The 19,754-nt window shown below is 32.4% G+C and carries 13 protein-coding genes; 1 reads left to right on the top strand and 12 read right to left on the bottom strand.

Translation table 11 applies throughout. From position 1 onward, the window contains the following. The 3 genes from ACGLWY_RS12430 to ACGLWY_RS12420 form a co-directional block, all read right to left on the bottom strand. Positions 1–1,839: a sensor histidine kinase gene (locus ACGLWY_RS12430; protein WP_396619993.1), complete on the bottom strand. Its 1,839-nt coding sequence runs from the start codon at positions 1,837–1,839 to the stop codon at positions 1–3. Positions 1,840–1,946: 107 nt separating this feature from the next. Next, positions 1,947–2,093, bottom strand: coding sequence for a hypothetical protein (locus ACGLWY_RS12425; RefSeq protein ID WP_396619992.1), 147 nt, complete (start codon positions 2,091–2,093; stop codon positions 1,947–1,949). 357 nt (positions 2,094–2,450) lie between these two features. Then, a complete protein-coding gene (locus ACGLWY_RS12420) occupies positions 2,451–3,455 on the bottom strand; it encodes a LacI family DNA-binding transcriptional regulator (protein ID WP_396619991.1) in 1,005 nt (334 codons plus the stop codon). Between the two features lie 178 nt (positions 3,456–3,633). On the opposite strand from ACGLWY_RS12420, the gene ACGLWY_RS12415 reads away from it, so the two are divergent. Further along, positions 3,634–4,434 carry an HAD family hydrolase gene (locus ACGLWY_RS12415; protein WP_396619990.1) on the top strand — a complete coding sequence of 267 codons (801 nt, stop codon included), beginning with the start codon at positions 3,634–3,636 and terminating at the stop codon, positions 4,432–4,434. A gap of 119 nt (positions 4,435–4,553) precedes the next feature. Here ACGLWY_RS12415 and ACGLWY_RS12410 read toward each other — a convergent pair whose 3' ends face one another. From ACGLWY_RS12410 to ACGLWY_RS12370, 9 genes are all read right to left on the bottom strand, one after another. Then, complete coding sequence (locus ACGLWY_RS12410) at positions 4,554–4,694, bottom strand: DUF5679 domain-containing protein (protein WP_162880137.1); 141 nt, start codon at positions 4,692–4,694, stop codon at positions 4,554–4,556. Between the two features lie 262 nt (positions 4,695–4,956). After that, a complete protein-coding gene (locus tag ACGLWY_RS12405) occupies positions 4,957–5,277 on the bottom strand; it encodes a panthothenate synthetase (RefSeq protein ID WP_396619989.1) in 321 nt (106 codons plus the stop codon). Positions 5,278–5,543: 266 nt separating this feature from the next. Continuing rightward, positions 5,544–5,978, bottom strand: coding sequence for a hypothetical protein (locus ACGLWY_RS12400; RefSeq protein ID WP_396619988.1), 435 nt, complete (start codon positions 5,976–5,978; stop codon positions 5,544–5,546). 562 nt (positions 5,979–6,540) lie between these two features. Then, positions 6,541–8,037: a calcineurin-like phosphoesterase C-terminal domain-containing protein gene (locus ACGLWY_RS12395; RefSeq protein WP_396619987.1), complete on the bottom strand. Its 1,497-nt coding sequence runs from the start codon at positions 8,035–8,037 to the stop codon at positions 6,541–6,543. Positions 8,038–8,049: 12 nt separating this feature from the next. After that, positions 8,050–9,843 (bottom strand): alkaline phosphatase, encoded by a 1,794-nt coding sequence (locus tag ACGLWY_RS12390; protein WP_396619986.1) that lies wholly within the window; start codon positions 9,841–9,843, stop codon positions 8,050–8,052. A gap of 7 nt (positions 9,844–9,850) precedes the next feature. Further along, a complete protein-coding gene (locus ACGLWY_RS12385; protein WP_396619985.1) occupies positions 9,851–10,897 on the bottom strand; it encodes an alkaline phosphatase in 1,047 nt (348 codons plus the stop codon). 168 nt (positions 10,898–11,065) lie between these two features. Further along, positions 11,066–12,811, bottom strand: coding sequence for a RagB/SusD family nutrient uptake outer membrane protein (locus ACGLWY_RS12380; protein ID WP_396619984.1), 1,746 nt, complete (start codon positions 12,809–12,811; stop codon positions 11,066–11,068). A 17-nt stretch (positions 12,812–12,828) separates the two neighbouring features. Beyond that, on the bottom strand, positions 12,829–15,795 hold the full coding sequence (locus tag ACGLWY_RS12375; protein ID WP_396619983.1) for a SusC/RagA family TonB-linked outer membrane protein: 2,967 nt from the start codon (positions 15,793–15,795) through the stop codon (positions 12,829–12,831). A gap of 178 nt (positions 15,796–15,973) precedes the next feature. Continuing rightward, positions 15,974–19,693, bottom strand: a complete 3,720-nt coding sequence (locus tag ACGLWY_RS12370) for a two-component regulator propeller domain-containing protein (protein ID WP_396619982.1) — start codon at positions 19,691–19,693, stop codon at positions 15,974–15,976. Positions 19,694–19,754: the final 61 nt, after the last annotated feature.

Here is a 19,754-nt window from a genome sequence, read left to right as displayed (position 1 = left end):
TTAGGTTATTGGGACTTGTATGGTTACGGTTGTACCTGTATCTTTTTTTGATGTGATATCTATAACACCATTTATTTCCTTAATTCTAGAATTCATATTTTTTAAGCCGATACCAGATTTAGCTTTGGCAACATCAAATCCTAAACCATCATCAATTAGAGTTAACCAAATTACGTTTTTTTTCAATTTAAAACTAATATCAACTTGAGTTGCATCAGCATGTTTATAAATATTATGTAACGATTCTTGAATAATTCTGTAAATATGAATCTTCTTTTTATTAGAAACCTCATCCCAATTAATAACACTGTCATGTTCTAAATTATACGCCAAATTATAAACTATTGCCTGTGTTTCTACCAATGTTTCAATGATACCTATAAACCCAGGACCAGAAACAAAATCGGTATTTAACTCGTGCGACACTTTTCTAATATCTTCCTCTATTGTTTTAAGCTCACTTATGTATTGGTTTCTGGCTTTTATAGCCTCAATGCTGGTACTCATGTTTAGGCTATCTAAACTTAAGCGGGTTCCAAAAAGCCGTCCTAAAACACCATCATGTAATTCCTCTGAAATACGCTTTTTCTCTAGAGCTCTTGCTTCTTCAACCTTTTCATTTTGGGAAAGCATTAAATTATAAATTTCTTCGTTTGTTGCTTGTTGTTCTTGTATGAATTTCAATTCTTTATTTTTATTTCTTTGTCTAATTACTAGGTATAATAAAAACGACGCAATAACTATAACTATTGAAATTATCAAAAACCACAACCGTTCTTTTGCAATTTGAATATTTTCTTGTTCAATTTGACTGGTTTCAAAACGGATTCTCGCAAATTTATTCCTTATAGTGCGTTCATGCTTTTGCAAACTGTCATTTAGTTTTATATAAGACTTTAAATGTTTAACAGCTAGCTCACCTTCTTCAATTTCTGAAAGTAATAAGAGAGATTTTAATAAATCGTCGTTATGATACTTCTCAGAAATATCCTTAGCTATATAGGCGTAATATTTGGCTAACTCTTTATTGCCTTTATCGTTATAATACTCGGCTAAATGTTGATTAATAATTATAGAGTTATATCCCCTATAATTTACACTATCGCTAATTTTTAATGCTCTAAGATATAATTTAGGAAGTCGTGTATGCTTTTTTGATAAATACAGGGCATGTGCGTAATTGTCTAGCACAAGTGAATAAATGTCTGGACGTTCCTTAATTAACCTTTTGTTCTCCAAAATTTGTTCATAATACTTAATAGCTACATCAAATTGTAATGCCTTTTTATAGGTATTAGCGAGATTGTTCCTAGTACCATCTATATTAATCTGATTATCTCCTTTCAACCTTTTTTTTAATTCGATTGATTTATTGAAATATTTTATAGACTCCTCATATTGCTCCAATTCTTTAAAAACAATCCCTAAATTATTATAAACAAATGATTTGCCTGTAATAACTTCATCTGTTTCTCTTAATTCTTCAAATAATGATAATGATTCAATACTAGTAACCTCACTACCAATAAAATCTTTTTCATTTTTTTGAATAGCTGCAATGCCATATAACGTTAATGCCAGTTCGTATTTTGAATTTAGTTGTCTAAATATTTTTTCAGCTTTATGATAATAATAAAAGGCACTATCGGTTAAAGGGGTTGATTTTCTATAATATTCTGCAATGGTATATTGGTTTTTGGCAACTGAAGATGAATCTTGCCTTTTGGCACTTAATACAAATCGCTTTAATGAATCAATCTTTTTTAAATCTTCACTTTGTTGGCTAAAGGAATAATTTAAAAAAAGGATAACTATAATATGAAAGAAATTAAATTTCAATAAAAGGAGTTATTTCAGATTCACTCAAAAGTATTTATAATTTCTTTATAAAAAAAGCTCTTTACCCTAGGCAAAAAGCTTTTATATAAACTAATAATAAATTTTATTTAGTTCTCAACATCTCCTCCTATATAAATCGTGGTTTCAGTTTCTGGAGTTACTAACACATCATCTTCGTTTAAGTCTTGTTTAGTACAAGAAGTTAATGATGCAAAAAATACTGCTACAATTAGGGTAATTTTTAGGGCTTTCATATATATTTGATTTTAAGGTTAATTATTTTTTCTCTAAATTTTTAAATAAAACTTTAACCAAGACTTTGATATCAAAATCTTTGTTAGAGGGAAAAATGGATAATTAACTTAAAATCGAATGCACATAAAAGTACACAGACTTTTTAATACTATTTTTTTGAGGGATTTTTTGACTTTACAGTCTAATAAAATGGATTAATTTTCTTAAATAGCAAGAGGGGATTTTGGGACGCTTTTTAAGTACTGCTAAATTAGTATAAACAGCGTTAGCAAGAGAAATAAAATCGATTAAATGTATGATTTTATCGACCAACAGACGAAGTGTGTTTTTATTTATGTATATTTTATACAAAAAACCTACAAAGTAGATTTATTTTTTACTAGGGTTGTTTTTACAATTTTTGTTTTAACATCTATATCTTCCGACTTATTTTGAAGTCTATTTATTAGTAGTTGAGCAGCACTAGCACCAATTTCTTTGGCATGTTGTCTTATAGATGTTAATTTAGGAATTGTATGGTAAGAATCTGATTTACTGGCAAAACCAATGACCGACATATCTTTAGGTATTTTTAATCCCAATTTAACTGCGGTATTTATAGCTATAATTCCTGAAGCACTATCGGCAGCTACAACACCATCTATAGTTGTATTCTTTTTGAAAAATGTCATTATTTTTTTTTGCTGATCATCTTTCTTCTTTATCTTTAAAACTAAAGGTTCATAAGCATTATTTTCTAAAATGGCTTTTTTATAACCTCGTTCACGCAATTTACCTACGCTTAGACCATCTAATGTGCTTATAAAAACTATATTTTTTCGATTTTCTAATAACAGACTTTTGGTTGCATTATACGTGGCGTCAAAATCGTCTACTATAACCTTATCACACAATACATCATGGGCTACCCTATCAAACATAACAATAGGCAAACCCTGACTAATAGTTTTTTTTAAATGCTCTATTTCATTTTTTACCTGAGTTTCTTCTGCCAGTGATAAAATAAACCCATCAACGCTACCATTTGCTAATAACCTAAGGCTTTCTTTTTCCTGCTCGAAAGATTCGTTAGATATACAAGTAATAATGTTGTAACCATACTTAGTCGCTTCTCTTTCAATACCAAAAAGTACTTTTGCTAAAAAATGGTTTAGTATATCTGGAATAATAACCCCAATGGTTTTGGTTTTATTTTGCTTTAAGCTTAAAGCTACTTTATTGGGTTTGTAATTATACAATTCGGCAAGCTCTTTTACACGCTTAATGGTTTCTTCACCAATTTCCTCACTATTGTTTAATGCTTTAGAAACCGTAGATATAGAAACATTTAACTCTTTTGCTAATTGTTTTAAGGTCACCATACTTGTTAATGTGTAAATTAAATTTATTGCAATTTACAAAAATACACGTATCAAAATAGCGAATTAAAATTTAACAAAACTATTTTTATTAATAAATAAAAGCGGATTAGCATTTATCTAACATTTATTAAGTTTTAGAATAGTATTTTTGCACATACAAGTACATATAATCTATTTTATGAATTTTTCAAAAGTAAAACTAATCGTTTCAGACATGGATGGTACGCTGCTAAACCCTAAAAGCGAAGTAAGTCCACGATTCTTTAATCAATTTAACGAACTGAAAAAGAGAAACATTCACTTTGTAGCCGCTAGTGGACGCCAATATCAAAGCATTTTAGAAAAGCTATATACAATAAAAGATGATATTTCAATTATTGCCGAAAATGGAGGTATGATGAAATATGACAATAAAGAACATATTTTATTAAAACTAACATCTGAAAACATTACTAGGTCTGTTGAAATCTTACGCCAAATAGATGGTGCTTATATTGTTTTATGTGGAAGAAAATCGGCATACATTGAAACTTCAAATCCAGATTTTGTTTCAAAACTCAGCAAATACTATTCTGAATTTCAAATTGTTGAAGATTTAACCAAAGTTACAGATGATGATTTCCTAAAAATAGCTATTTTTCATTTTGAGTGCTCAGAAAAAAATATATTACCCCATTTATCCACTTTAAAAAACGACATGCAGATTATTGTTTCCGGTCAAAACTGGTTAGATATTTCGCATGCCGATGCAAATAAAGGCTATGCTTTAAGTATTCTTCAAGAAAAATTGGGAGTAACTAAAGAAGAAACAATGGCTTTTGGCGATTACAACAACGATCTACAAATGCTAGAACTTGCTCATTTTAGTTATGCCATGGAAAACGCCCATACTGAAGTAAAAAAAACAGCACGCTTTCAAACCAAAAGCAATTCTGAAGAAGGTGTTGAATTAATCCTTGAACAACTTATTACCGGTTAGATGGTATTAGCAATAAATACCTAAAAACTTAGTCAATAAAGCTCGTTTAAGCGTAAAACAAAAACAGGCTAAGTTAAATTAACTTAGCCTGTTTTTGTTTTTTAAGACTTGTAAGACTACTATTTACCTAAAATTCTAAACATACCGGTACCACAACTTGGGCATTTACCCTTCATTGCTTTTCTACCATTTTTCATAGTAACTTCGGCAGCATCCTTTATCTCTTTTTTGTCTTTACATTTTACACAGTATCCTTCCATAATTTATTGAATTTTATTTTTATTAAAAATTAATTTTTATAAATGTAAGTTTTATTCTAAGTGCGTGCAAATAAAAAATAAATATTATTAGATTTTTATATTAAAATTTGTGCTTAAAAGGTGATTTTTCAAAAAACATTCCCTTTTAAAACCACTATTTTCCTAGTATTGCCATAAAAAACAGAAAGCTAAGAAATAGCTTTAAATAAAAAAAACCACCCCTAAACATTAAGAATGGTTCTCTTAAATTAAACATTTTACTTCAATTCATGGATACCTCTTGCCACTTTTCAGCAAGTTTAGTGAGGTTAGATTTCATTAAATCATCCGGTGACATGGCAATTCTGAATTCACAAATGGCTTCAAAATTTAAAAACCAAGGCTCTGCAATAGATGGGATATCAGATGCATTTGCAACTTCTACCACCATGACAGCACCACGATTACCTTCTTGCTCTGTAAAATAAATACTTTCTGGTTTGATATCATCAATCACACGACCAATGATTTCACCAGCAGTACCATTTCTTACCATAGAGTTAAAAGGCTCGATAGGACAGGTTACATTAACTAACATTCTCATAATTGATAGTTTTATTATTAGCGACTCTAAATTTACAAAAAAATATTGTCTTTTTTTACGATAAACACTTAATAATGAGACTATTTAAACAACTATACAAATAGGTATTAACTTAATCCATTATATATGGAAAAGCCTAAAACAAAAAGCATCCCAATCTTTTATAAAAAAAGGAAAGCTTTCCATTAGATACAATTGAAAATGTTTGATTTTACTATATTTTAAAGGTTTTCAAACCCTCCAAACATAATACAACTAATTCTCGTTTACTTATTCTTATTTTTTTTCCCTTGGCTTTTTTTACCTTTTCTTGTACTGGTGCTATTTTTTAACTGGTGAAACTCTGCAGAACCAGGTTTTATGCCAAGTTGTTTAGCTATAACTCCCCAACCCTTAGATTTATGTTTTTTATAAACAATTAAAACTTCATCCAAAGGAACCTTTGCTATCCTAGAAATTTCTAAGGATAAATATATTTCGCCGAAAGCCATGTGTAAATTGGTACTCATATAATCAAGTTTCTTTTCTGAGACATTATAAGATAATCTCATGTCTGTTCTAAAAGCACTTAAATCTGTACGAGCATGCGTGTTTATTATATTGAGATCAGCATCTAACTGTACATTTCCAGTATTAAAGGATATCTGAGCTGAAACTAAATAAAAATTGAATGTAAAGATGAATAAAAATAGATATTTCATGGGGTTATGATTTGGGTTAATACAATCTAATGTACGATTATATTTTGATTTTGGTTTAGGTGTCGAACTTTTTTATAATCTATTATTTCCCATAACGCTTTTGGAATTTCACAATTAGTATAAGCTACAACCCATATAAAACAAAAAAGCATCCCAATCTTCTGTAAAGAAAAAAGGAAAGCTTCTCATTGGCTTGTGCTGCTTGTCCTGAATTTATTTCAGGAACAGTTCAGCATCCCAACCACAATTTGATAAACATCTAGTGCTTATCAAACAACACAACTTCTTTAAAGTGCCAAAAAAAGCCCTAATCCCTTAGAGCTTTTAGCAATTTTAGCGGTCTGGACGGAATCCGAACCTTATACTTTTAGGCCATATAAAACCTGATGCTCACTACATTTCACAAACTAATGTTGACGATTTGTGAACTTTTATATGACTTTAATAATGTCAAAATAACTTTCAGCAGGAAAATATAGTTAATGATATTACTGACCTATATATATCGATTAATTTCGACTCAGTTCTCTTAAAGTATTATTGTGTATTAACCTAATTTTTATTAAATCCAAAGGACTCTATTGCCTCTTACATTTAAAAACAATTTGTTATTGCTCGCTTTCACATTGATGCTATGCGCCCCTTTGCCTAGACTATCTGGTATTTTGATACGCCACAAGTGATGGCTCAACGTTTTTGGCAGGGGATTTTTACTCAATTTCTGTCCTTGATACCTACCTAATTCTTGCAGTTTATAAAAATGTTTTAACTCTGGGGCAATCCCTAAATATTTTTCCATGGGTAGATACAATCCACTGTCAAACGAAATCTGAACATTCGTATTTTCATCTCCAGCAAATACATTGGCATATACATAAGGTTCGTTAAGATCGTTTAAAGCATCGTCCCATTCGTTTACTTCTGGAATCCAAATATTTATTTGCTTACTACTGTCTAAACCAGATACTTTATAATTAAAAGTATGGGCTTCATCTTCAATATCCACCAACCAATATCCTTTAAGAGTGCCGTCATTCATCATTGAAAAGGGAATACCCCTAATGTCATGGGCTCCTTGCCACCAAGCCCCGCAAACAGCTCCACATACTAGCTCATGTATATCCGGTAGTGAATCTCTTTTAAAATAATTATGATATTGGGTGTGGGTATGCCCGCATGCCATAAATACATGTTTAAAAGGCTGGAGCAAAGCAATTAGCTCCTCTTTATTTTCCAATTCTTCTAGAGGAATATGCATTGCTAAGTTTATTGATTCATAAGCTTGCTGTTTAATGGCAACCAAATTTTTTATGAATTTTAACTGGTCTTCATCTATTTTGCCTGTATATTTACCATTTGATAGCGGATAAATATCATTTAGCACCAAGAACAAATTCTTCCCGTATTCAAAAGCATAATATGACGGTCCAAATATAGTCTCGAAGCTTAAATCCCTATCTCTAAATTCTGTCCCCTTAAAATTCAAATCATGGTTGCCAATTACATAAAAAACAGGTGTTCCAATTAAGCCAAGTACTTGCGATAACGGATTAAATATTTCTAAATTATCAAAAGACAGATCGCCTAATGGAATAATAAAATCTGGTTTGTTCCCGATAAGTTCTTCAGCGACCAACTTTCCTACATGATAAACATCGTCCATAACATCAACCTGAACATCGCCCAAAAGAGCTACTTTTACCTTGTCATTTTCAGGATGCTCATATAGAGGGAAATCAATGTTTGTACTTGTTCCTAATTTTTGTGGATTAAAATAGCTTTGTACTATATTATTTTTATTTGTTTTAGAAATATATCCTGAAGGTTTCAATAAAAAAATAAGATTTCCTTTTACATATTCTATCGAATATGCTCCCTTAGCATTAGAAAGAACTATATCTCTGCCATTACTAATAGGTATGTTTTGAAGTGTGGCTTCTCCTCCATCAAAAATACCATTTTCATTGGTGTCTAAAAAAACAATGCCTTTTATTACTTGACTTTGTGCATATAAATCCCCAATAAAGAATAATACGATACTAATAATTACATATTTCATTTTTAAATACTTTTATTTTAAGACCCTAAGTATTTTAAAAAACACCTCATTATTCTCATATACTCCTTGAAATTCTTGTGACTGAGGACCATAGGCAAACAAAGGCACCATGGTTCCTGTGTGATCGTGGGATATAAAATCTCCTTCAATGCTATGGTTTTCAATATTTCCTTGAGGAATACTAAACCCCGATGTTTCATGGTCTGCAGTAATGATTACCAAAGTTTCACCATTTATATCGGCAAACTTTAAAGCTTCGGTTATTGCTTTATCGAAATCTATAGTTTCTGCAACTATACCCGCAGTATTGTTTGCATGTCCAAAACTGTCAATTTGTGCTGCTTCAACCATAAGAAAAAATGGTTTGTTTTTTTTCTTTAAAAATTCGAGACCTACTTTTGTAGCAGTAGCCAATAAATCACCTCTGCCATCCAAAACCGAAGGTACGCCTCCATCAGAAATGAAAACGCCTATCCTATGTTCACTTGATACATTTATGTCATTAACGGATGGCAATAATTTAAAATGTTCACTTAAAAGTGGATATTTAAAATTTGACGCTCCTCCTCCCACAAATAAATTCAACTCACTATTTATCAAATCCTCAGAAATAATCTTAGTTTCTGAACGGTCTTTGGCATGGGCATAAAAAGCTGATGGAGTTGCCCCAGTGATTTCATCTGTTGTTATACATCCTGTCGAAAACCCTCTTTTTTGTAAGATTTCAGTAATATTTTCAATAGATACTCCTTCTTTATCTGTTCCAATAGCTCTGTTATTTGTTTTTTCTCCTGTTGCTAAAGCAGTACCTGCTGCTGCTGAATCTGTTGTAAAGTCATCTGCTGATTGGGTCTTTATTAAACCCAGACTTTTTAGTTGCGTTAAAGACAATTCACCATTATTTGCAAGAACTGCGGAAGATATTTGGGACAAGCCATTACCATCTCCAATTAATAGGATAACGTTTTTAACTGGAAATTGCTTTTGGTCTGTTTTAAAACTAGGTGTATAGACTTTAGAAAAAGTAGTAGCTGATATAACCCTATCTTGAAGCGAGTTGATATACCTGACACATTTGTATGGCTCATCGGTATTTATAATATCCACTCCCATATCTGAAAATGCTTTCCATGCACTTTTGGAATCTGGAGTTCCCCAAAAGCGACATGGCTTTTTTGTTGCTTTTGCTTTGTTAATGACATCCATGACACGGTTATAATCATCGTGTGTCAATCGCCCTTTGCCATTCCAGTTTGAAAATTTGCTAAAATCCAAACTTACCATAGCCACTTTTTCCCAATATTCTTGGGGCATTACCTTTCCTAATTCTTGATAATCAAAGAAAATAAAACGTGGGTATTTTAAATAAGTATCTGGTTTGGGCCTATTTCCGGAAATAATTATTTTAATGTTCGGATTATCAATTATTGTTGGGAACTTTTTTAACGTGTCAATAAGTTTATCTAAAGTTGCAACAGCACCAGACTTTATATCTATTAATAAAAATAATTTTTGGTGCTTTTTATATGCCATTCTCAAAACTATCTCTAAAGGCTTTAGGTACAAAGATTCCAATGTCTTCGTTAAAACAATATCTTCTTCATTATGGGTGACGTATAGATTGTTATCTTTTAGAAAAACATCCACTTCTATTGAATTTGCTCCATTTGCATAAGCATCCCAAAAAGGAACTTCTTGATTATAATCGTTATGTGAATGTATATATGGGCCGTTTTGGGCACTTAATAGATTGTTATTTATAACAATACATATTAAGGCAAAGAAAAAAGGTTTTGTTAATGTCATTTTGGTTTTATTCGTTATTTAAGGCTTTAAATATTTTGTGATAAATCATGTTATTTTCATAAATTCCTTGAAATATTTCAGATCCTTTGCCTTTGGCAAAAACAGGGATCAACTCTGCAGTGTGCTGATCATAGTTAAAATACACCGCTACTTTTTCAGGGATTTCTTTTTTCTCTCCAGTAGATTTATTTGTTTCATAAAACTTTCCTATACTTACACCTCCTGTTTCATGGTCCGCAGTTACTACAAGTAACGTGTTTGGGTGATTTTCCACGTATTTTAATACAGTTCCTAGCGTTTTATCAAAATCTGCAACCTCAGTTATCAACATGTCTGCATTTTCGGCATGACCTCCCCAATCTATAAAAGAGCCTTCTACCATCATGAAAAAAGGCTTGTTCTTTTCATCAAAATAATCAAGAGCCATAGATGTAGCTTCATTTAAAAAATCCTTTCTTCCTTGAATTATAGCAGGCAATCCATCATCGGCTAAAATATAGGCATTAGGTTTATTGGAAACCGTTTTTGAAAGCTCTATAGTGTCTAAATGATAATTATTATCGAGTAAATTTGAGAAAAGGTCTTTGCCATCAGCACGACTATTAAAAAACTTTCGCCCTCCTCCGGCAACAAAGTCTATTTTGGCATTAATAAATTGCTCGGCAATGGCTTCATGCATGTCCCTATCTTTTACATGCGCATAAAATGCTGCTGGAGTAGCGTGTGTAATACTGGTTAAGCTAATCAGTCCTGTTTGATAACCTTTTTCTTGAAGCTGTTCCAAAATGGTTTTTTGTGGCATACTGTCTTTTGAGACGCCAATAGCTCTATTATAGGTTTTCTCTCCAGTAGAAAAAGCAGTGGCACCAGCAGCCGAATCTGTTACCTCATGACTTGTACTAGAGGTTTTTATTAAGCCGATGTGTTGAAATTTCTGGAAATTTGGAATGCCTTCTCCAAAATAAAAAGCAGTGGTTATTTGAGGAAGCCCCATACCATCTCCAATCATAAAAATAATACTTATAGAGTCTTTTTCTTCCTCTTCTGTTTCCATTTTCCTTTGTTTGGAATTTTCAGAACACCCAACAAAAAACAAACTAGATACAATTAAATATTTAATTTTTAACATGTTATTAATTATTTTAAAATTAATGATTAAAAAAAGGGAGCCTTTATAGCTCCCTTAAAAACTAACTCAAAAACTAAACAATCAAACTTTATTTTAATATCCTCTATTTTGTTCCAAATAACCTAGAGTGTTAGAAGCTCCATCAATTGCGGTCTGAGGAATTGGGAATAATCTATGGTTTGCATCGTTATCCGATTTTTCGGTCCAGGAATCTTCATAATGACCAAAACGGATTTGATTCGTTCTTCTTAAACCTTCCCAATAAAATTCAAAACCAAGTTCACGATACATAATATCTAAATCGATAGAAGAAAGCGCTACTGGAATTGGCGCATAAGCTGTTCTAGACGTTCTAACTGTGTTTACATCGGCCAAAGCTGCTGCACTGTCTCCTTTTCTTAATTTTGCTTCAGCACGCATCATGTAAATTTCTGCATAGCGCAATAGCACTATATCGATACTACTATAATTATTTGCATTTTCAGACGTACGGCTAAATTGATATTTTGACACACGGTAACCTGCATGGTGCAATCTGCCCTCATTAGTAAAATCAACTTGCAAAGTGAGGTCTACATATGCAACATTTTTATCAGGCCCATTTCCTTTGGTTTGTATGACAGGATAAATTCTATAATCACCATTATCACATCTATAAAATGCGCCATTCGAATCTTTTCTTGGTCCCCATATTATTCCACGAATAATGCCTCTATCAAATTCATAATCTTCAGCTGTAGCACAATAGTAATGGTCTTCATCATTACTGGGGTCAACACCTGTTAAGTCTTCTAAATTTGCTGGGATATTTTGATTTTTATGATAGAATCTGGAATCGGCATCTGCCGGATCCACACTTCCATAGGCATCTACCCAAGTTTGATAGAAATCCGGTGTAATTGCTGGACCGTCTGTACCATCTGAACTAGTAAACTCTGGTCTTCCATATAAAGAACCTGGTAATGACCAATAGGTCCATCGACTGTGCTCGTTTTTCAACACACCCCGTTGGTCGCAGGCAAAGATTAATTCAGAATTTTCATGGTTGTCATCATTGAATAAACTAAAATAATCTGAAGACAAATTGAATTTACCTGAATTGATAATATTATCGGTATAGGTTATTACCTTATCCATGTCTTCTGTTGTGAAGTTAGGCGTGCCATATGGATCGCGATAAACGGCAGCATTTAGGTTCAGTCTTGCCAAAAAGCCCCAAACGGCCGCTTGTGTCATTCTACCTGGTCCTTGATCTTTATTTATGACATCTACAACCAACAAAAGTTCACTTTCAATATAGTTGACAGCGTCTTGTCCTCGAAGAATTTCAGATGTTTCAGCAGATGATTCTTTTTTAAATGCAAGCCCCCAACTATCTAATGCTAACATGTTTAAATAGGCTCTTAAGGCTTTCATCTCATAAAGCGATGCTTGGGCTTCTAAATTGCCTTTTTCAGCCAAAGGGGTTAGTACCTCTATGGCAGATAATGTTCTGGAAATATTTTTTGTAAGCTCGTTCCATGCACTACCCACTAAATCGTTCGTTGTTGTAATGCTATGCATATGTGCCTCCAAAAATTTACCTCCATCATACCAATCCGTGCCTCCTCTATAAGGTAAAATAACTTCATCAGAAGGGATTTCCTGTAAACCAAAATAGTTGGTATGCCTCCAGACCCATGCTACTTGACCATACGCAGGAGCTATAGCTCCACTTATAGCTTCTGCTTGCCCACTCCCCGTTAAGGATTCATCCAGCACCTCTTCTTCTAAATTGGTGCAGCTCCAGTTTAAGAATAAACTGGCACTAAGAATTGTAAATATTATTTTATTTTTCATCTTTAAAATATTTTAAATTAAAATGCTACGTTTAAACCAAATAATACGGTTCTACTCTTTGGATAACTGAAGTGATCGATTCCAAAAGTTTGAATGCCACCGATAGCGCTCCCTGTGTTTATTTCAGGATCAAACCCATTATACTTTGTAATTACAAATAAGTTCTGACCTGTTACAGAGAAACGGATGTTATTCACTAAATTACCAAGTCCAATGGCCTCCGGTTTTAAATTATATCCCAAAGTGGCATTATTTAGTCTTAAGAAATCACCATCCTCAATATATCGAGTTGATACTATATTTGAGTTGGAAAAACTCTCGTTTGAATACTCAATGGCTCTATCGGTTGTATTAAATGATTGGGAAAGACTTCCTACATTGAATAAGGACATGGCCACGTGGTTATAAATTTTATTACCCCCTACACCGTTAAAATTTAAACCTAGATCGAAATTATTATATTTAAAATTCATATAGAATGCATAAATATAATCTGGTAATGCGCTACCTGCTACAATACGGTCGTCATCCAGTATTTGGCCATCATTATTTTGGTCTTTATATAAACTTAATCCATCATCTCCAATGCCAATAAACTCCTTTACATAATAGGAACCTATGGATTCTCCATTTAGAATACCATTGATAGTAGCCCCTGTTTGTCCAGCACCTTGTGCAGCACCTGTAGTTAATATTTTATAGGGTGAATTTTCTACTTTATTTTGGGTCAACGATATATTTCCTCCAATATTGAATGAAAAATCCTTACTTCTGTCGCTACTATAATCTAACGCTATTTCTATCCCCGAATTTTTTATTTCCATATTAGGAATGTTTGTCCAATATTTATCTGTTGGTTGGATGGGATCTACTGGAGTAACCTCTAATAGAATATTTTCTGATACTTTGTTGAAGTATTCTATAGTCCCTGTTAATTTACCATTCATCAACCCATAGTCTAAACCTATATTGGTTTGTGTAGAAACTTCCCATTGTATATTTGGATTAGCTAAACGCGTATAGATTGAGCCATATGGATAACCACTTAAATCGGTAGCGCTGGGCTCTAACGGATACGTATCATTACCTGTATTGCTTTCAGTGTAACTAGCTTGCGTAATTTTAGAAGGGATTTCTTGGTTACCAGTTTGCCCCCAACTAGCTCTTAGTTTCAAATTGCTGAATGGTGACTCACTCATAAAATCTTCATTAATAACATTCCAACCAAGAGCCACAGAAGGGAAATAACCATATTTATTATTTTTACCAAATTTTGATGATCCATCTGCACGCATGGTTGCTGTTAACAAATATTTGTCTGCATACCCATAATTTAATCTTCCAAAAAACGATTGCAGTTCATTTACAGTCGCATAAGCCGACTGCGTTACTGGTTCACTTGCTGTTTCAATTTGATGTTTAGGCTCTACACCATTATCAGGAAAGCCAGATAGGTTAAAGCTTTTTTGAATGACTTTGGTTTTTTGATAAGTTTGTCCCACTAAGAATGTAAAACTGTGCTTGTCTATGTTTTTAATATACGTTAAAGTATTCTCAACTAAAGTATTACTGTTTTCAGTAGTTATTGTGTTTAATGAACCTATGGTTGTATTCGTGTCTGTAGAATATGGCATGGTTTGCACGTCTCTATTAGTAGAAGAATAATCGGCACCTAAATTTAATTTATAGGTTAATCCCTTAATTATTTCAAAAGAAGGAGAGATATTAGCTAAAATACGGTTGTTGTAAGTTAAGTCGCTGTAAATACCTTCACTAATTAAAGGATTAAAAACATCGTTACTTAAAATAACTGTCGGTTTTCCATCCGTATAAGCAGAGTCAGTAGGATTTAATTGTAACATATTACTTACTATAGAACCCGAATTAGGCCTATTGTTTTCAATTCTACTACCTGTTAAATTAAACTCTACTTTAAACTTATTATTAAGTGCCTTTTGGGTCAAGTTTAAACGCCCTGAATAGCGTTTTAAATCACTATTTCTAAAAATACCTTCTTGACCATCTGCACTTAATGAAGCAAAATATGAAGATTGATCTGAAGCACCACTCATTGAAAAGTTGATGTTTTTTGAAACAGCTGTACGGGTCAGCTCATCTTGCCAATCTGTACTAGATCCTCCATCAATTAGTGTGCCTCCGATAGCGGCTACTTGCTTGCGAAATTCATCTGCATTAAATACATTTACTTTATTTGCCATAGTTGAGAAAGCAGTAGAAACAGAAAAATTTATTTGGGTTCTCCCAACTTTTCCTTTTTTGGTAGTAATTACTACCACACCATTTGCTGCTCTTGCTCCATAGATAGCAGCGGCAGATGCATCCTTAAGAATATCGATACTTTCAATATCTTGAGGATTAATAAAGTTTAAAGGGTTTGAAGCAACACCGTTATCCGTATTATCAAGAGCAAAACCATCTACAACATAAAGTGGTGTTGTACCCGTACGCAAACTACCTACCCCCCTAATAATAATATCTTGCGATGCCCCAGGTTCACCACTAACCGACGATACATTAACACCTGCAACTTTACCTTGTAAAAGTTGTCCTGGATTTGATACGACTCCTTTATTAAAGCCTTCACTTTTCACAGAACCTATAGATCCTGTAACATCTGATTTTTTTTGAGAACCATAACCCACAATGACCACTTCATCTAAAGTACTAGCCTTTTCATTTAAAGAGACCATTAATTTTTGATTTCCTGAATAAGGAACTTCTTTGGTTTCATAGCCTAAAAAAGAAAAAACTAAAACACCATTTTCTCTATCTAATTTTATAGTGAAGTTTCCATCAAAGTCTGTAGAAACTCCTTTTGTTGGTTGTCCTTTTAAAACAATGGAAACACCAGGAACCGGTATTCCGTCAGTATTAGAAACAACATTTCCCGATACTGTTACTTGCGAAAAAGAAGAAGATATACATCCTAATGCAAGAATTAACACAAAGTAAATTTTTTTCATTTAAACATAATTTTTTAGTTATGCCAAAAGTACCTTATGCCATGTGCTTCTAGGGGTAATCTGGTTTCCCAAAGGAGGACAAATCATTCAAATTGGTGCATAAAAAACAACATACAGGTGTATTTTTGTTACACTAACATTTAGCTAACATTGAAGAAATCTGGAGTTAACAGAGGTTTTAAAAGATTTGTTCTTTGAACTCTTTGGGGGGTTTGCCGAAATGTTTTTTAAAAGAACGGGCAAAATACTTTGGATCGTTATAACCGCATTCAAAACTAATCTCAGAAATGTTTAGTTTTTTGGTTTTTAATAAAACTTCTGCTTTTTGCAGCCGGAGGGACATGATAATATCTGACGGTGATTGCTTGAATGCTTCTTTAAATAATCGATAACATTTTACTCTAGACACACCTAGTTCTTCCACAAGCATTTCTACATTAAAAGAAGGGTTATGGAGTTCTTTTTTAATAATCTCTAAACTTGTCTTCAGTAATTTATCGTCAGGAGTTGTTATTGGGTCTTTTTCAGTCAAAATCTGAAATAATTTCTTTTGAAATTTATTTTCCTCCAAAACCACGTGTTGCTTTCTATCAATCAAAGACCCTATTTTTTTATTTATAAAGGATGTACTAGCAGGCAATTGAATAAGAGTATCTATACCAAATTCCAAGGATTGTTCATGCAGTTCATAGTTAATATCCTCAGAAATGTAAACCATTGGTATTATAATGTTTTTAGACTCCCTATTGGAGTTAAAAAAACCTACTAATTCTTTTGAAAAAATGGTCTGGTAAAAAACTATTAACTTAATGTTTATTTGGTTTATAGCTGCATTCAAATTTGAGACAGTACTTTCAAAAATTAGATTATACTCATTATTATTCCCTAATACTTGATTTGCTACGACATGGTTTGTCTCGTCGCTAAAAACCAAGATATGCTGCTGCTCGGACGACAAATCAATTTCGGGATTGAAATGTTTCCATGAAATCCTTTCTGATAGCTTTACTTTTGGATTAATAGCAAAGATCGGGATATGTAAGGAAACCTGGAATCTTTCATTGGAAATATCATCAATAAGCTCTCCTTTTAAATCCTGTAGCAATGATTTTACTGCTTTAAAATAAGGACTATAATGGGAGATATTATGCCAATTGCTGTTTAAAATGGAACTATTGGATACAACCTGAACTACTAAAAAATTCAATTCATCGGTTATTTTTATATTTAAAGTGCTGCCCCCTTCTGAATACTTACTTATATCATTAAAAAAATATTGTATCAATAACCGTAAACGTAACACATCTGTTTCTACCCAACCAAGTGAATTACCTATTTCAAAACTAAAATTAACCTTATTAACTTGTAAAGATTTTTTCAGCTTATTGATACCTGTCTTTAACATTGGAAATAGATTGATTACCGATATTTTCATAGGCCCCATATGCTTTATATGATCCAGATAATTCCATTGCTCCATAAGATTTACCAATTTTCCTGATTGATAAATTAAGTTTCGCTGTGCTTCCGCATCGTCCTTTGTTAATGTTGACGAGGTTTTGATTATTTGGGAAATTGGTTCTTGAAATTCCGACAGGACAAATGTTTTAAATTTCTCTATTTCAAAATCTTCATTTTTAAGATTATTGTGCAATAAGAGAAGCTTTTCTTTCTGTTTTAGGATTTTATTGTTCTTTTTGTCCAGTTTTTCATTGACTTTTTGAAGTTCTATTTTTTGGCTTTCAATAACACGGGTACGATATGTGATTTCCGCTTCTAGATTTTGTTGTTGGGATAAGGCCACTTTATTTTTAAAAAAAATAAACAGTATTGAAACAACTAGAATAAAAACTGACAGTAGTGCATAAAATAAGGCTGTTTCGTAAAAGGCCTTTTTAATATGCAATGAAAAAAGCGCAGGTTTTGCCATGCCATTTTCACCTTCTTTTACAAGAAAATTATAATTTCCAGAAACTAAATTTGTATATTTTATCTTGTTTGTACCATCCAACAAACACCAGTCTTTATCTCTTTCTTCCAGCTTATAATAAATATCCTTTTTATGTTTTCTTGGGAATATAATAGGCACAACCTCTAAATTTAATTGATTGTTCCTGAAACTTTTTTTAATGACCTGAGAGTAATTTTCATTACCATCCACCAACAATTTGATTTTAGCTTTTGGATGATTTAATTGTATATTGTTTGGGTTAAAATAATTTAGGCCATTTACACCTCCAAAAAACAATACACCTTTTGCATCTTGATAGTAGGCCCCTTCTGAAAACTCTGGGGCTTGCCACCCTTCATTAGGATTAAATGTCGTAACAGTAAAATTTTCTTTATCTATTGCTGCAATACCTTTAGTAGTGCTAATCCAAACCTTGTCGCCATTCTGTAAAAGGCCATATACCATGTGGCTCGGAAGACCATCAGCTTCAGTAATATTTTTAATCACTTTACTTTCTGTATTAAAAACACTCACCCCTCCAAGCGAAGCAATCCAATAATTATTAGAAACATCATCAATACAAACTGAGTAAATGCTATTACCTAAAATACCGTTGGTAGTTGTAACACGTTCTATAGTACCGTTAACCAAATTTAATATAAGTACACCATTTTCTTCTGTTGCCAATACTAATAACTCCCTTATTTTTTTTACACATCTAATATGGTAATTGGTTAACACATTTTGTCCTGCAAAGATTTCAAAGCGTTCTTTATCTAAATTGAATTTTGCTAAACCTCCCCAACAAGCAATCCAAATTTGATTATCTTCATCTTCATATATAGAATAGTTTCTGTTATTGGGCAATTCTTTTATTTTATTAGCCTCATAACAAACGTATTTATCACCATGAATACGTAGAATACCTGCATATGTACCCGCCCAAATAGTTCCATCGCTAGCTGTAAACAATGTTCTTATTCGACCCCAATCTGAATTTGAAGTAACTTCTTTTACTTTAAACTTTTGAAAACACCGCGTTCCACTATCATAGAAATAAAGCCCTTTGTTATAATATCCTAACCAAATTTTTCCATTATTATCTTTTGTTATGGCTCTTATGGTTTCATTGGGTAAATTTGGATATTTAATGGGATGTGGAGTAACAGAGAAAATTTTTTCTGAACCACTATAAGCCATGCTTAAACCTCCATCTTTTTGTCCTAACCATATGTTTCCGAAATCGTCTTGATGAAGTTTTTCTATCTCATTACTTTTAAATGAGTAAGGAGCGTAAAGATCGTGGGCATAGTGGTCTATGTCACTATTGTTTAAATTCTCTGTATTATTAGGGATTATGTAAAGTCCATGTCTTCGTGTTGCAAACCAAATATTACCCAACTTATCTTTTAAAACATCGTTTATAATAAGATTTGGGTGCTTTGCCAATATTATTTGTTTTAAAACCTCGTAATCTTCGATCTTTGAAGTCTCATAGAGTATTTCTTCAAAAACACCATCAAGATATTCATAATAGATATTATTGGTTTCTACTATAATGTTTCCTTTCCGTGACACTTTTATGTCTTTTGGGGCCGATTTAAATTTAAAACTCTCAAAATTACCGTTACCAATATACCTATTAACATGACCTTCTTTGCTAATTAGCCATATAAAGTCATTGATATCCTTTTCTAATTTTATTATATAGTTACTGGAAATCGTTTTTGGATTATTAATATTGTGCTTATAAACTTTAAAGTTATAGCCATCAAAATAGTTTAGTCCATCCCAAGTAGCAATCCATAAACCACCATCTTTATCGTTTTCTATATCAATCACTGAGTTATTAGACAGACCTTCATTGGTCGTGAAGTTTTTAAACTTTATTTGCTGTCCAAAAGTTTGTATTGCAATAAAAAAGAATATTAATAATGTTCTTAACATTGTTCCTTGTTTCAACTTACAAAAGTAAAACTACAGGATTACCAGAATATAAAGTTTGGGT

It is taken from the genome of Mariniflexile sp. HMF6888, from assembly GCF_044335535.1.
Taxonomy (GTDB): domain Bacteria; phylum Bacteroidota; class Bacteroidia; order Flavobacteriales; family Flavobacteriaceae; genus Mariniflexile.
The sequence above is the reverse complement of the archived record's forward strand: the minus strand, read 5'-3'. Positions and strand labels throughout refer to the sequence as shown.

What these genes read in the sequence shown, in the direction of transcription:
- ACGLWY_RS12425 (WP_396619992.1), bottom strand. Translation starts at nt 2,093, where the DNA reads ATGAAAGCCCTAAAAATTACCCTAATTGTAGCAGTATTTTTTGCATCA.
- ACGLWY_RS12420 (WP_396619991.1), bottom strand. Translation starts at nt 3,455, where the DNA reads ATGGTGACCTTAAAACAATTAGCAAAAGAGTTAAATGTTTCTATATCT.
- ACGLWY_RS12415 (WP_396619990.1), top strand. Translation starts at nt 3,634, where the DNA reads ATGAATTTTTCAAAAGTAAAACTAATCGTTTCAGACATGGATGGTACG.
- ACGLWY_RS12410 (WP_162880137.1), bottom strand. Translation starts at nt 4,694, where the DNA reads ATGGAAGGATACTGTGTAAAATGTAAAGACAAAAAAGAGATAAAGGAT.
- ACGLWY_RS12405 (WP_396619989.1), bottom strand. Translation starts at nt 5,277, where the DNA reads ATGAGAATGTTAGTTAATGTAACCTGTCCTATCGAGCCTTTTAACTCT.
- ACGLWY_RS12400 (WP_396619988.1), bottom strand. Translation starts at nt 5,978, where the DNA reads ATGAAATATCTATTTTTATTCATCTTTACATTCAATTTTTATTTAGTT.
- ACGLWY_RS12395 (WP_396619987.1), bottom strand. Translation starts at nt 8,037, where the DNA reads ATGAAATATGTAATTATTAGTATCGTATTATTCTTTATTGGGGATTTA.
- ACGLWY_RS12390 (WP_396619986.1), bottom strand. Translation starts at nt 9,843, where the DNA reads ATGACATTAACAAAACCTTTTTTCTTTGCCTTAATATGTATTGTTATA.
- ACGLWY_RS12385 (WP_396619985.1), bottom strand. Translation starts at nt 10,897, where the DNA reads ATGGAAACAGAAGAGGAAGAAAAAGACTCTATAAGTATTATTTTTATG.
- ACGLWY_RS12380 (WP_396619984.1), bottom strand. Translation starts at nt 12,811, where the DNA reads ATGAAAAATAAAATAATATTTACAATTCTTAGTGCCAGTTTATTCTTA.
- ACGLWY_RS12375 (WP_396619983.1), bottom strand. Translation starts at nt 15,795, where the DNA reads ATGAAAAAAATTTACTTTGTGTTAATTCTTGCATTAGGATGTATATCT.
- ACGLWY_RS12370 (WP_396619982.1), bottom strand. Translation starts at nt 19,693, where the DNA reads ATGTTAAGAACATTATTAATATTCTTTTTTATTGCAATACAAACTTTT.